This window comes from Deltaproteobacteria bacterium (assembly GCA_016208165.1).
In the GTDB taxonomy this organism is placed as follows: Bacteria; Desulfobacterota; Desulfarculia; order JACQYL01; family JACQYL01; genus JACQYL01.
The window spans coordinates 34,926-48,894 of record JACQYL010000011.1 but is presented as its reverse complement, the minus strand read 5'-3'; the positions used below and the strand labels follow the sequence as shown (position 1 = coordinate 48,894).

General features: G+C 54.7%; 8 protein-coding genes. 6 read left to right on the top strand and 2 right to left on the bottom strand.

All coding sequences use genetic code 11. The features are described 5' to 3' along the window. Positions 1–10: 10 nt before the first annotated feature. Together HY788_02210 and zwf are read right to left on the bottom strand one after the other, a co-directional pair. Entirely contained in the window at positions 11–2,941 is a 2,931-nt protein-coding gene (locus tag HY788_02210) for a response regulator (GenBank protein ID MBI4772990.1), read from the bottom strand. 750 nt (positions 2,942–3,691) lie between these two features. Continuing rightward, the gene (zwf, locus tag HY788_02205; GenBank protein ID MBI4772989.1) at positions 3,692–5,248 is read right to left on the bottom strand and encodes a glucose-6-phosphate dehydrogenase; all 1,557 of its coding nucleotides are present in this window, start codon (positions 5,246–5,248) and stop codon (positions 3,692–3,694) included. A gap of 524 nt (positions 5,249–5,772) precedes the next feature. Here zwf and HY788_02200 point away from each other — a divergent pair. From HY788_02200 to nuoE, 6 genes are all read left to right on the top strand, one after another. Beyond that, positions 5,773–7,611: a transketolase gene (locus HY788_02200; protein MBI4772988.1), complete on the top strand. Its 1,839-nt coding sequence runs from the start codon at positions 5,773–5,775 to the stop codon at positions 7,609–7,611. A gap of 109 nt (positions 7,612–7,720) precedes the next feature. Continuing rightward, positions 7,721–8,854: a transaldolase gene (gene tal, locus HY788_02195; protein MBI4772987.1), complete on the top strand. Its 1,134-nt coding sequence runs from the start codon at positions 7,721–7,723 to the stop codon at positions 8,852–8,854. A gap of 212 nt (positions 8,855–9,066) precedes the next feature. Beyond that, complete coding sequence (gndA, locus tag HY788_02190; GenBank protein MBI4772986.1) at positions 9,067–10,482, top strand: NADP-dependent phosphogluconate dehydrogenase; 1,416 nt, start codon at positions 9,067–9,069, stop codon at positions 10,480–10,482. A 288-nt stretch (positions 10,483–10,770) separates the two neighbouring features. After that, on the top strand, positions 10,771–11,085 hold the full coding sequence (locus HY788_02185) for an NADH-quinone oxidoreductase subunit A (protein MBI4772985.1): 315 nt from the start codon (positions 10,771–10,773) through the stop codon (positions 11,083–11,085). Then, positions 11,067–13,463, top strand: a complete 2,397-nt coding sequence (locus HY788_02180) for an NADH-quinone oxidoreductase subunit B/C/D (GenBank protein ID MBI4772984.1) — start codon at positions 11,067–11,069, stop codon at positions 13,461–13,463. Before HY788_02185 ends, HY788_02180 begins: the two co-directional genes overlap by 19 nt. A 10-nt stretch (positions 13,464–13,473) precedes the next feature. Then, positions 13,474–13,968, top strand: coding sequence for an NADH-quinone oxidoreductase subunit NuoE (nuoE, locus tag HY788_02175; protein MBI4772983.1), 495 nt, complete (start codon positions 13,474–13,476; stop codon positions 13,966–13,968). The last annotated feature ends 1 nt before the right edge of the window (position 13,969 follow it).

The window sequence follows — 13,969 nt, the reverse complement described above, 5'->3', positions numbered from 1 at the left end:
ACCCGGGTGTTCATTCTCCGAATGTCGCATGCGAAGCCAAGGCTTTGAACCGTTCGAATTCCCGGCCCATTTTCCGAACAAGGAAGAGCATGGTTTCTGTTTCACCGCGCTTTCCCGCGGATTCTATCTCGAGAGCCGTGTCGCGCAATCGCTGGGCTCCGATGTTGGCGGATGCTCCTTTAATCGAATGCGCCTGCCGAACTGCGACTGACATATCGTTCTTTCTCAAGGCAGATTCCAGCTTTTCCATCTGAATAGGCAGATCTTCCACATAACCCATCAGGATATCCCTACACAGGTCCTCGTCCCCCTCGAGTCTATGGAGTAGTGATGTCCCGTCAAAGATTTCTTTTTCCGATTCCGGCGCCGGTGCTTCGGGGGGTTCAGGGGGTTCCAACCGCAGAGTTCCGGAAGACTGTCTCTCTATGGCATCCGCGAGTTCCTTGGGCTGGATGGGCTTGCTCACGTAATCGTCCATTCCCGCGGCGAGACATCGTTCTCGATCCCCTTCCATGGCATGTGCGGTCATGGCGATTATGGGAATTCTTGGATTACGAACCCTGGATTGGGGGTCCCGAATGGTCTGGGTGGCTTCAAAGCCATCCATTTCCGGCATCTGGACATCCATTAAGACCAGGTCGTAGGACTTCCGTTCAAGGGCCTCGACGGCTTCCGCGCCGTTCGAAACCACATCGGCGCGGTAGCCAAGTTTGCCCAGCATCCCTAAAGCCACCTTCTGGTTTACGATGTTGTCCTCGGCAACGAGAATACGAAACCGGCCCTTCTGGTTTTCCGCCAGTGTATGCCTTGTAATGAGGGAGGGAGCCGGCGCCGTCACACCAGCGCTTCTCGCGCCGACCGCAGTGGCTATCGCATCGTAAAGCTGAGAACGTTTAACCGGCTTGGTGAGGTACGCACCAAAACCGATTTCCCTCAGGCGGGCGGCATCACCCCGCTGGCCGACGGACGTAAGAAGGACAAGGATGGTGCTCGCCAGATTCGGATCTCCCTTGATGATTTTTCCGAGCGTCTCACCGTCCATTTCAGGCATGTGCATGTCCAGGATGGCAACACCGAAGGGCCTCTTTTGAGATGCGGCCTCTGTCAGCTTCTCGATCGCCTGCTTTCCATCCACGGCCTCTTCATAGACGCAACCCCATGATCCAAGGTACCCCGTAAATACTTTCCTGTTGGTGGCGTTGTCATCCACGACTAGGATCCGCTGCCCTCGGATATCCTCGGGAATGACGATCTCCGCCTCCCGGCCCTCTGGTTGCTTTTCCAAATTCACTGTAAACCAGAACATAGATCCCTTGCCTTCGGCGCTCTCCAACCTAATCCGTCCATTCATCGCCTCCACCAGTTGACGGGAAATGGCCAATCCCAGACCTGTGCCACCATATTTACGCGTGGTCGAGGCGTCCACCTGAGTGAAAGGTTGAAACAGACTACTAACTCGGTCCTCGGGAATACCGATTCCGGTGTCGAAAACGCTGAAACGCACCCGTACGTGGGTATCGGTTTCTTCTTCTATCCCAACTCGGATGAACACCTCGCCTTTTTCGGTTAACTTGATGGCATTGCCTGCCAGGTTGACAAGGATTTGACGCAAACGACCGGGATCACCGCGCAGGAGCGAGGGAAGTTCGGGGGCAACCCAGCACACAAACTCAAGCCCCTTTTCGCTGGCTTTAACAGCCAGGGTATCGACAAGATTCTCTACGGTGACCCTGATATCAAAGTCGACGGAATCCAGCTCCAGTTTTCCGGCTTCGATTTTGGAGAAGTCCAGAATATCGTTTATCAGGCCCAGCAGAGCATCCGAGCTCGTGCGAATCAGTTCAGCGTAATCGTGCTGTTCCGGGGTGAGCTTCGTATCGAGGAGCAAAGTGGTCATTCCAACGACACCGTTTAGAGGGGTACGAATTTCGTGGCTCATATTGGCGAGAAATTGAGTCTTGGCCACGTTGGCTATCTCCGCTGCCAAGGCCATCCTGTTCGCGTCCGCAATGGCTTGTTCAAGCTGCCCGTTCAGCTGCAACAGGTCGCGGTTGGCGGTTTCGGCCGCCAGTTTGGCCTCTTGCAGAGCCTGCTCCATTTTCTTGCGTTCGGTGATGTCCCGCGCGATTGCGGCGACCCGGTCAGTTTTGCCTTCCTCCCCTTGGATCCGGACGCCTCTGGCCCAGACCCACCGAATGGAACCGTCAGGTCGGACGATCCTGAATTCCATATTGTATTCCGCCCGGCCCTGAAGGAACGCTTCCAAGGTCAAATACACCTTCTGTCGATCCTCCTCATGCACGGCTTCCAGCCATTTCCTATGATCTTTGTACGCCTCCTCTCGCTTAAGGCCCCACACCTGTTCAAAGGAGGGGCTGAGATACAGAATTCGCCTCGGCCTTTCGAAGGTAGCCAGGAAAAACACGTCCTGGATGTTTTCCGCCAGTTCCGTGAACCGTTTTTCGCTTTCCTCCAGGGCTCTTTCGACCTTCTTCTGCTTTGTATTGTCGCGGACAATCCCTTGGAAGGCAACGGGACGGCTGGAATCATCACGGATTACAACCCATTTGTCATGCATCCATCGAACGGATCCATCCTCATCCAAAAACCGGTATTCAATCTCTCCGCCGGGGCAACCCGGTACTAGAGATGCTTGCGCCGCTTTCCGCACCTTGTCCCTGTCGTCTGGATGGATACGCATCAACACAGTCTTTCGACTTACTATTCGACCGTGTTCTTTGTCGTCAATTCCAAACAGATCAGCGAATTTCTTATTCCATAATACAAATTCCGTTGAGATAATATCATATTGAAAAATTCCATCTTGTGATTGTTCCACAATGGTCTTGAAACCGTCAGGTATCGAGTTCCTTTCTTTGTGTTCTGAATCCACTTTTCCCGATTCATATCTAAGGTTCGTTGGATACTCATTCGCTTCCATGGTGTATGTCCTAAATTAAAGAATGCGTGACCCCGGTTCATCAGACAGTTGCATCTCGTGTATCAATAAATTAGAGGCCTCGAACACCTATGTGTACGTGCGTTCTGCCTTCAAGAGTCTTTTGCAGGAATGATGCACGCCTTGTTTACGAACCTCCGTTCAGGGCTGCAGTCGCGGTATTGGGGCGAGTCCGAAACAAGGACCGAGTCCTGCGCCATCCTTGGAGCGTTTTGGGCCTTTTCCGAAGTATGCGAACAAAAAATGAACATTTGCCATTATTTGGATAAATTAAACCCTTCACGTCCTATCGTCAAAGCATTTCTGACGCCTGTACTTTTAAGCCATAATTCGTCAACCAAAGCGCTGATTGGGACAATACATTCCAAGAGCCTCGCTCCTCTATATCAGCCTCTTATCGTCCCGTCGAATAGCTCACTCAAATACGCAGCCACATGTCCCAAAATCCACCGCGCATCCCTGTCTTCCGGGCTCGCCAAGCTCGCTCATTCTCCTTTTCGCTACGCTGAAAACCAATGAGCCAAAAGCAGATGGCTCGCTTGTCTTTTTCGCCCATCAGGAGGTGATGCCGATGCTGCTGGATCGGGACATGTGGCTTTTGTGCCGCATTGGTGAGATGCGCAGAGACGAGCAAATCAGGATCGAAGAGAAAACATGGGAAGGGGGACGGAGTTGATTTTGCATGGGAAGGGGGACGGGGTTGATTTTGTGCGTTTCTATTCTTCAGCGGACTTACCTCGCCGCCGATTCCTCACGGACTCCGCAAGAGGCATGGTCGTCACATACGAGGAGCGTGGGTATGACCCAACTGAACCCGTCCTGAGCAATGAGGACTTCCGCCTCTTCGGGGCCCCAGGCGCCCGCCTGGTAATTGGGAAAGCCGGTGAACTTCATACTCCCCCAAACATCGAGAATGGGCGTAATCACCGACCATGCCGCCTCCGTCTCATCCCCCCGCATGAATAATGTGCGGTCCCCCAGCATGACGTCCAACAGCAGCGTCTCGTAGGCATCCGGCGAAGGTATTTTAAAGACCTCGTGATAGAAAAACCGCATGGTCACCGGAGAGAGCTGCATGGTTGCCCCCGGATATTTGGTTTCGAAGCGAAGCAGAATGCCCTCCTCAGGCTGGATGGCGATGATCAAACGGTTCGGATGCAAATCCAGCACCGTGGTCGGAGGGAAGGTCTGGTGAGGTACGGTTCGGAACTGAATGGATATCTCGGAGACTCTGGCAGGAAGACGTTTGCCGGTCCTCAGATAGAAGGGCACGCCCTGCCACCGCCATGTGTCTACAAAGAGCCGCACGGCGGCGAAAGTCTCGGTGAACGAGTTCGGTTCGACATTCGGTTCTTCGCGATAGCCGCATACATGCTTCCCTTCGATCCAGCCGGCGCCGTACTGGCCGCTGACGGCAAACTGATGGATCTGTTCCGTGGCGATCGGACGGATGGCATGAAGCACGTCCACCTTCTTGTTGCGAATTTCGTCATCCGCCAACGAGACAGGAGCTTCCATGGCCACCAGGCACAGGATCTGAAGCAAATGGCTTTGCACCATGTCCCTCAATGCTCCGGCGCTGTCGTAATAATGGCCTCGATGCTCGACTCCCACTTGTTCCGCAACCGTAATCTGTACGTGATCGATATAGCGCCTGTTCCACACGGGCTCGAAAAGGGTGTTGCCGAAGCGGAAAGCAAGAATGTTCTGAACCGTTTCTTTTCCAAGGTAGTGGTCGATACGAAATATCTGTGATTCGCGGAACACATCGGAGAGGATCCGGTTCAGTTTCCGAGCAGAATCCAGGTCGCGGCCAAAAGGCTTTTCTACGACAATTCGGTCCCGCTCCCTGTCCTGATGTAAATTTGCTCCAGCCAGTCCTTGGGTCACCGTCTCGATCATCCCGGGCGGCAAAGCAAGGTAAAAAATCCTGTTTGCCCGTGTCTTAAAGGCCTTGTCCTGTGCCGCAAGTTTTTTCGCAAGGTCGGTATAGGCCTTTTTCTTGCTCAGGTCGACCTTCAGGAATTTCAGATGCGACGCAAAGGATTCCCACGATTCCGAGTCGGCCCGGCCCCGGCGTGAAAACGTTTTTACCCCATCACGCAGATGGTTTCGGAAGTTCTCGTCATTCATGTCTCCATGACCGATTCCGATGACTTCAAACCGCTCGGGCAGTAACCCGTCGAGAAAGAGGTTGTGAAGCGCAGGCATCAGCTTGCGCTGGGTGAGATCCCCTGCGGCGCCGAAAATGATGAATACGGTAGGATCAAGATGTGCGTTCGCTTTCATGGTTTGTCTCCTCCACGCAGGCCTCCCTATAATAAGGCCACGCATTGTCGGCGCCGGCTTTCTCATCCAGGCTTCCCGTTCAATTTCCGTGAGGGCGTTCTTTCAGGATGGGAGCCTCGGCCGTCTCCCCCGGTAACGAGTCGCCCTTATTCTGTTTCCTATCTCATGTCGGATCATGCCAAGGAATAGGGTCCATGGTGCATTCTCAGGCAAACGATACACTATTTGCCGCCTCCTGCAGCCCGTACACTCCGATGAATTCCTTGAAATCAAAGGTGTTCGTCCCTGCCGGGGAAGACGCTCGAGTTCTAGTTTTCTCCGGGCGTCGGATTTCTTTCTCTGTGAGTGTACTCGAGATCGTTTTCGTCTCCGGTCTTGTTCCGTTGATCAAAAAGATACCATCCTCATAATCCTTAAATACAGGACTGAATGGATTCTTTTGAAATAAAGTCCTACTATTCTGTTCTCAATACATCGCACCGGGAGATTATTTTCTGCAACATGCAGTCAAGAGGAGAAATACCATGTCGGACAAGCTTGAAAAACTGGAAAAATTAGCGAAGCTGATCCGCTACTATATCCTAACCGCTACAACAAAGGCCGGTTCGGGCCATCCCACTTCTTCCCTGTCGGCCACGGAACTGATGGCAGGGCTTATGTTCGGAGGCCTATTCCGCTTCGATCCGGATCATCCTGAGCACCCCAACAACGACCGTCTGCTCTTTTCCAAGGGACATGCCTCGCCGCTCTTTTATGCGTTGTGGCTTGCCGCGGGAAAGGTGACAGCGGAAGAAATGATGACCTACAGGGAATTCGGCAGTCCCTTGGAAGGGCATCCCACTGTTGCGTTCCCCTTCACGGAAGCGGCTACCGGTTCGCTGGGACAGGGCCTGTCCATCGGTCTGGGCATCGCACTGAATGCAAAGTATCTGGACGAGCTTCCTTACAGGACGTACGTGCTCCTCGGCGACAGTGAAATGGCGGAGGGTTCTCAATGGGAGGCTCTGCAACTGGCGGCCTATTATAAGCTGGACAACCTCGTAGGCATCCTCGATGTAAATCGTCTGGGCCAGCGTGGGGAAACCATGTACGGTCATGACCTGGAGGCCTACCGGCAAAGGATTTCCGCTTTCGGATGGGAAACCATCCTGATTGACGGTCACTCGTTCGAGGAAGTCCTGGATGCCTACAAGAGAGCCTCCGCCGTGACGGAAAGGCCCGTCATGGTCATTGCCAAGACCATCAAAGGTAAGGGGGTCTCCTTTGTGGAAGACAAGGACGGCTGGCACGGCAAGGCCTTGAGCAAGGCGGATCTGGAGAAAGCGCTCAAGGAAATGGGCGAAGTGGATACATCGGTTCGGGGAGAGATCGCGAAACCCCGGGATCTGAGACCTGAAGAACCCGACAGGAGAATGGCGGCGGCAACGTCCTACCGGAAAGGGGAATCCATTCCAACCCGGAACGCGTATGGAAATGCACTGAAACGGGTCTTCCCACAATTCCCGAACCTGGTCAGCCTTGACGGCGAAGTGAGTAATTCCACCCAAGCTGAATACTTCAAGAAAGAGCATCCCCAACGTTTTTTCGAAATGTTCGTTGCAGAGCAAAATATGGTGGGGGCGGCTTTAGGTCTTGCCACCCGCGGAAAGCTACCTTTTGTTTCCACCTTCGGCGCCTTCATGAGCCGGGCCTTCGACCAGATCCGCATGAGCCCCTACTCGAACGCCAACATCAAATTCGCGGGATCCCACGCGGGGGTGTCCATCGGGCAGGACGGCCCCTCCCAGATGGGACTCGAGGATATCGCCCTGTTTCGTTCGATCCTGGAAAGCGTGGTCCTCTACCCCTGCGATGCGGTATCCGCCGACCGGCTGGTGGAAGCAGCGGCCGGGCATGAAGGCATCGTGTACATTCGTACGACTCGTGGCGGCGCCCCGGTCATTTACGATAACGATGAAACCTTCCCCATCGGAGGATCCAAAACCCTGAGAACAAGCGACCATGACAAAGCCACATTGATCGGCGCCGGAGTGACCCTGCATGAGTGCTTGGCCGCACATGGGGAGCTGAAAAAACAAGGCATCGCGGTCCGGGTCATAGACCTGTACAGCGTGAAACCCATAGACAGAGAGACGCTGCAAACCGCCGCGCTGGATACCGGCCTTATCGTCACCGTCGAGGATCATTATCCGGAAGGAGGCCTAGGGGAAGCGGTCAAAAGCGTTCTCTCCGGCTCGGCGACGCCTGTCCACTCTCTGGCGGTGCACAAAAGACCGAGGAGCGGAAAACCTTCCGAGCTCTTGGATTATGAAGGTATTTCCAGTAAGGCCATCGTCGGAACGGTTAAAGAGAAGTTGGGCTGATCGGCCCGGCGTCATGCGAGATCTCTGAAATAGTTTGGAAGGCAAGTTGGCCAAGCGTCGACTGTTGATTTCCAATCATTAGGTTTAGACTGAAAGAGGAAGGAAAACCATGAAAGAGAATCCGTTACTCAAAGTCCGGGACCTGGGCCAGAGCATTTGGCTGGATTATTTGAGCCGAAAGATGATCGCCTCCGGCGAATTACAGGAGCTTATTGAACGAGACGGCCTTCGGGGGATGACCTCAAACCCGAGTATTTTTGACAAAGCCATCACCGGAAGCCAAGATTATGACGATGACGTCAGGACGCTCGCCTTGGAAGGAAAGAGCAAGGAAGAAATCTACGAGGCGCTGACGGTAAAAGACATTCAGGACGCGTCGGACCTGTTTCTACCCGTATACGATGAATCCGAAGGCAAAGCGGGATTTGTGAGCCTTGAAGTCAACCCCCATCTGGCTCGGGACGTCGAAGGAACCAATTCGGAAGCTCGCCGGTTGTGGAAGTTATTGAATCGACCCAACGTATTCGTCAAGGTCCCTGCCACCAAAGAAGGGCTTCAATGCATCCGTCAACTGATCAGCGAAGGGATCAATGTCAACGTGACCTTGCTTTTCGGTCTCCCGAGGCACCGCGAAGTGGCTCAGGCTTTCATACTCGGCTTGGAAGACAGAGCCAAGGCAGGAAGATCGCTCGATACAATTTCGTCGGTGGCCAGCTTTTTCCTGAGCCGGATCGACGTGCTCGTCGATCCCATGCTCGAGAATTTGATCAAGGAAGGCGGTCCCAAGGCGGCGGTTGCGAAGGCAGTCCTTGGCCAAGTGGCTATTGCCAGCGCCAAGGAGGCCTACCGGATCTACAAGGAGATTTTTGGTGGAAAGCGGTTCCGTGAGTTGCAGGAAGAAGGAGCCCGACCCCAGAGAGTATTGTGGGCCAGCACGAGCACCAAGAATCCGAATTACTACGATGTGAAGTACGTCGAGCCGTTGATCGGTCCGGAAACCATCAACACCTTGCCTCAGGAAACGCTCAACGCTTATCGAGATCATGGAAACCCGGCCCCGAGGCTGGAAGACGACCTTGAAGCCGCCGGAGAAGTGCTCGAACGCTTATCCGACCTGGGTATCGACATCGATCAGGTGACCAGGCAACTGGAAGACGAAGGCATCGAAAAGTTCAACCAACCCTATGACAATTTGATGTCGAACCTTGAAGAAAAGCGCGCCGCCGCCCGGCGGAAAGGGTAGACGCCCGACCACTCGAACCGGGAGGCTATGAGAGAGCGGTTCGTGAAACGATCGGGCATTTGGAGAAAGACGCTGCCGCCGGGGGATTGTTCAGTTCAGGAAAATCCTTCAAGAGGCGCTCGCCGGAGGAAGATCGCTATGAGTGAAGATCCCGTCGGCATTCTCGGTCCGGGCATCGGCGATCCGCTTGAAGAACAACGAGGTGGGAATACATGACCGACAGATCATGCGACATCGGATTGGTAGGCCTGGGGGTCATGGGCAAGAACTTTGCCCTTAACATGGCCGACAAGGGTTTTCACGTGGCAGTCTACAACCGGACGGAAGAAAAGACCCGCCTGTTCATGAGCGACGAGGCGGGTCATCGATCGATTGAAGCAGGATATACTCTGGAAGAATTCATCGGAATCCTGAAGAAACCCCGAGCAATCCTCCTGTTTGTTCCAGCGGGGGATGCGGTGGATGAGGTGATCAGCGAACTGGTGAGAAACCTTGAATCCGGAGACCTGATCATCGACTGTGGAAACTCCCACTTCAAGGATACCGACAGGAGGGAAGAGTCGCTTTCGAAGGAAGGCGTTCTCTTCCTCGGCATGGGGGTCTCGGGAGGCGAGTCCGGCGCCCGTCATGGTCCCAGTCTGATGCCGGGGGGACCAAAAGAAGCCTTCGAACGGGTCCGAACCATCCTGGAGCCTTCCGCCGCCCGGGTAAAAGGAGAACCCTGTGTTGCCTATCTCGGTCCCCGGTCTTCGGGACATTATGTGAAGATGGTTCACAACGGCATCGAGTACGGGATTATTCAGCTCATTGCCGAGAGTTATGATCTTCTCAGACGGGGCCTCGGTTTTGACATTGAACACCTGCAATCGATCTATGAAGAATGGAACGCGGGAATATTGGACAGTTACCTCATCGAAATCACGGCTCGGATCCTGGGCCAAAAAGACGGCAAAAGCGGCAATCCTCTGCTCGACATGATCCTCGATCGCGCCCGCCAGAAGGGTACGGGTAAATGGACCTCCAGGGACGCGCTGGATTTGCAGGTTCCTGTTCCTACAATTGACATTGCAGTCGCGATGAGGAACATGTCGGATTACGCTTCAGAACGCCGGAAGGCGGGCGCAGCGCTCAGGGGACCCTCCAACTCGTTCACTGGAATTCGGGAAATCTTCATACAAGAGCTGGAAAAGGCGCTCTTTGCCGCCGTCCTTCTAACGTATGCACAAGGAATGAGCCTGCTGAGGAGAGCTTCCCTCACGTACGAATACGACCTGGACATGGAAGCGGTGGCCCGAATCTGGAGAGGGGGGTGCATCATTCGAGCCGCCCTGCTTGAAGACATTCGTCACGCATTCCGGATGCAGCCGGACCTGGAGAATTTGACCCTTTCCCCGGAGATAGGCGAACGCCTTCTGCAAGCGCAAGAACACCTCCGGAGTGTGGTGTGCACCGGAGTCGAACTCGGCATTCCGGTTCCAGGGTTCATGTCTGCGCTTGCCTACTACGACTCTTACAGGAGCATTCGACTTCCCGCCAATCTGATCATGGCTCAGAGGGACTATTTTGGAGCACACAGATACGAAAGGACCGATGCGGAAGGAACGTTTCACACGGATTGGGAGTCGTGAAGATCCCTCGCAAGTCCGTGAGCGACAACGTCCTTATGGCGCGGTCGGCTCGATCTTTCACCCTTCGATTGTATATATATTCTCATTTAACCTGTATAATATGACCCACATCCGGAGTGAAGCTTTCACAGGTTCGTGAAAGCAGAAAAAATCGGATAAGTTCCTAAGCTCTTGATCATCCAAAGGCTGTTCTTACCAACGCAAGGGAGGCGATCCGTGTCTAACGGCTTCTCACCTTGGGAACCGGGTATTCTAAGTCTTTTCGCCTACACGGCGGTGGTCCTGGCGATGACGGGGATCCTGCTTTTCTTCTGTAGCCGGCTCGGGGAGAAGAAACCAAGCCCGGAAAAAGCACGCCCCTACGAGTGCGGCATCATCCCCACGGGTTCGGCTCGGTTTCACTACCCTATCCCTTTTTACCTGGTGGCCATCTTCTTTTTGATTTTCGACGTGGAGGCCGCCTTCATATTTTCCTGGGCTGTGGCGTTCGAGCAACTGGGCTGGATTGGTTATCTGAGGATCACGTTCTTTATTGTCGTGCTACTGTTCAGTCTCTTCTATGTCTGGAAAAAAGGAGCGCTTGATTGGAAGAAGGCAGAGTAAAAGCGCCACAAGACGTTGAAGATTTTATCGAAAGTAAGATCAACGATCTTATCAACTGGTGTCGCGGGTACAGTCTATGGCCCATGTTTTTCGGTCTTTCCTGCTGTTTCATCGAGCAGATGGTCACATACACATCGCGGTACGACATCAGCCGATTCGGGGCCGAGGTCCTGCGTGGCACTCCGCGACAATCGGATCTTCTCATCACTTCGGGCACCATTTTTAAAAAAATGGCGCCTGTGATCCTTCGGTTGTACGAGCAGATGCCCGAACCCAAGTGGGTCATGTCCATGGGCTCCTGCTCCAACTGCGGCGGTATGTACGATGTGTATAGCGTTGTCCAGGGGATCGACCAGATCCTCCCAGTCGATGTGTATATTCCGGGGTGTCCTCCCCGGCCCGAAGCCGTCATGCAAGGGCTGATGCTTCTTCAGAAAAAGATATCGTCCGAGGAGAGACCTCTCCGGTCCATCCTCCGCCTTTCGGGAGGAACCCAGGGTAGCCAAAAAGCGATCCTCGTGGACGGAGTCACCAAGTCCCGCGAACCCCGCGGACCCGGTTACCACGGTACACCGCCCCGGGGCACGGCCGTGACGCCGCCGGCATTTTGGGAGAGCCGCTCCGATCTCATGTGGACCCCGCCTCCGCGCCGCATCGAAATCAGCGAGAGGGACCGTCGGTTGGCCGCTTCTCTGAAGGAGCGGTTTGGAGATCGTATACGGCAAACGCCGTACACTTCCGACATGCTCACCTTGCATGTGGAAGCTGCGTCTCTAAAGGACGTCTTGCGTTTTCTGAAGACGGAATCCAATCCAAAATTCCGGCGGCTGGACGATCTGACGGCCATTGACGAGTCCGCCCGCCGCAATCCAAAGGAATACCCGGACTACACCCTGGTATATCATCTGCTTTCCTACGATTCCGCCGGCCGGGTGCGTCTGAAGGTCCCCCTGTACGGAAAGGACCCCATCGCTCCAAGCATCACGGAGATCTGGCCCTCCGCCAACTGGTACGAACGGGAGGTGTTCGATCACTTCGGAATAGGATTCCAGGGCCATCCCAGGCTGCGCCGGCTCATCATGCCCCCCGATTGGGAAGGGCACAGCCTGCGGAAAAGCTTTCCCGGGCGGGCGACGGAAATGGCCCCCTACACCCGCGCGGATGCTGAAAGGCTCCAGCCCCTCGATGCCGGCGACTATTTCGCCCCTCAGGGCGACGAGGAGTATCTGCTCAATATCGGTCCTCACCACGTGGGCGCCCACGGCCTCATGCGCTTTATCCTGCTGGCCCGAGGAGAGTCGATCCGCGGCCTGGACATGGATATCGGCTACCACCACCGGGGCGTCGAGAAAATCGGTGAACGCCAGTCCTGGCACCAATTCATGCCCTACACGGACCGGGTGGACTACCTCAGTGGTGCGGCCAACAATATGTCCTACGTACTCTCCGTGGAGACGCTGGCGGATATCAAAGTTCCTGACAGGGCCCAATTCATACGGGTGATGCTTTCGGAGTTCTTTCGTATCAGCAACCATCTGATGTGGCTCGGAGAACTCGCCCACGACACGGGCGCCATGAGTCCCGTCTTTTACACGGTGAGCGATCGCGAAAGGATCATGGACATCGTCGAGCTCATTACCGGCGCCCGGCTGCATCCGGCCTGGTTTCGACTGGGCGGATTGGCGGCCGACCTTCCGGAAGGGTGGAAGGAAGCCGTGGACCACTTTGTGCGTGTGTTTCCTGACCGCATCAAAGCGTACGAGTCACTGCTGACGCACAACGCCATTTTCGAGGGCCGAACCCGTGACGTGGGTTATCTCTCATTGGATGACGCCATCGAATGGGGAATTTCTGGGCCGGTCCTGCGCGGCAGCGGTCTGGATTGGGACGTGCGTAAGAGCATGCCGTACTCGGGTTACGAAGCGTTCGACTTCGATGTTCCCTGCTTCAGCGAGGGAGACAGTTACGCACGGTATCTGGTCCGAATCGAAGAAATGCGCCAGAGCCTGCGAATCGTCGAGCAGGCCGCCGCGCAGATGCCTCCGGGCCGTTATGTGACCGATGATTACCGATACGCCATTCCCCCGAAAAATGAGACCCTGAGAGACATCGAGACCCTGATCCACCATTTTATCAACGTGACCCGCGGCCCCAAGATCCCCCGTGGTGAGGCCTACCTGACCACTGAAAGTCCACGAGGAGAACAGGGCTATTACGTAGTAAGTGACGGTCTCAACATGGCTTATCGGATGCGGATCCGTACACCCGATTTTGCTCATATTCAGGCCATGCCGTTGATGGCTGTGGGCGAACCCATCGCCAACCTCATCGCCATCATCGGTTCGGTCGATTACGTTATGCCCGACACGGACAGGTAGGAATGCTCCCATGCTGCCGAAGGAACTTAAGGAGAGGCTCCAAAAACAGATCGAGGAGAACGAGCACCCCCGCGAAGAAGTAGTCAACGTAATGTACGCCGTCCAAAATCATTACGGCTACATGAGCGATGAGGCGCTCTGCGAGTCGGCTTCCCTTCTTGGCCTGACGCCTCTGGAGCTCGAGGAACTCGCCACGTTCTATGATTTCATTTATCGCGAACCGGTAGGGAGATTCGTAATCCACGCCTGTGACGGGGCGGTGTGCTGGATGTTCGGCGAGGTATCCGTGGTGGATTACCTCTGCAGGAAACTGAATATCAACATGGGCGGAACGAGCAAGGACGGCCTGTTTACCGTCTTACCATCCGTCTGCATCGGTTATTGCGATTACGCCCCGGCCATGCTCATCAACGGAGAGTTTTATGGCCACCTGACACCGGCGAGGATCGATGACATTTTGGAAAAGCTAAGAATAGAGCATTGCACTTTGGTACCGGACCGGTGAT

Coding starts and splice junctions, on each gene's coding strand:
- HY788_02210 (MBI4772990.1), bottom strand. CDS start 2,941: ATGGAAGCGAATGAGTATCCAACGAACCTTAGATATGAATCGGGAAAA.
- HY788_02200 (MBI4772988.1), top strand. CDS start 5,773: ATGTCGGACAAGCTTGAAAAACTGGAAAAATTAGCGAAGCTGATCCGC.
- gndA (MBI4772986.1), top strand. CDS start 9,067: ATGACCGACAGATCATGCGACATCGGATTGGTAGGCCTGGGGGTCATG.
- tal (MBI4772987.1), top strand. CDS start 7,721: ATGAAAGAGAATCCGTTACTCAAAGTCCGGGACCTGGGCCAGAGCATT.
- nuoE (MBI4772983.1), top strand. CDS start 13,474: ATGCTGCCGAAGGAACTTAAGGAGAGGCTCCAAAAACAGATCGAGGAG.
- HY788_02185 (MBI4772985.1), top strand. CDS start 10,771: ATGACGGGGATCCTGCTTTTCTTCTGTAGCCGGCTCGGGGAGAAGAAA.
- zwf (MBI4772989.1), bottom strand. CDS start 5,248: ATGAAAGCGAACGCACATCTTGATCCTACCGTATTCATCATTTTCGGC.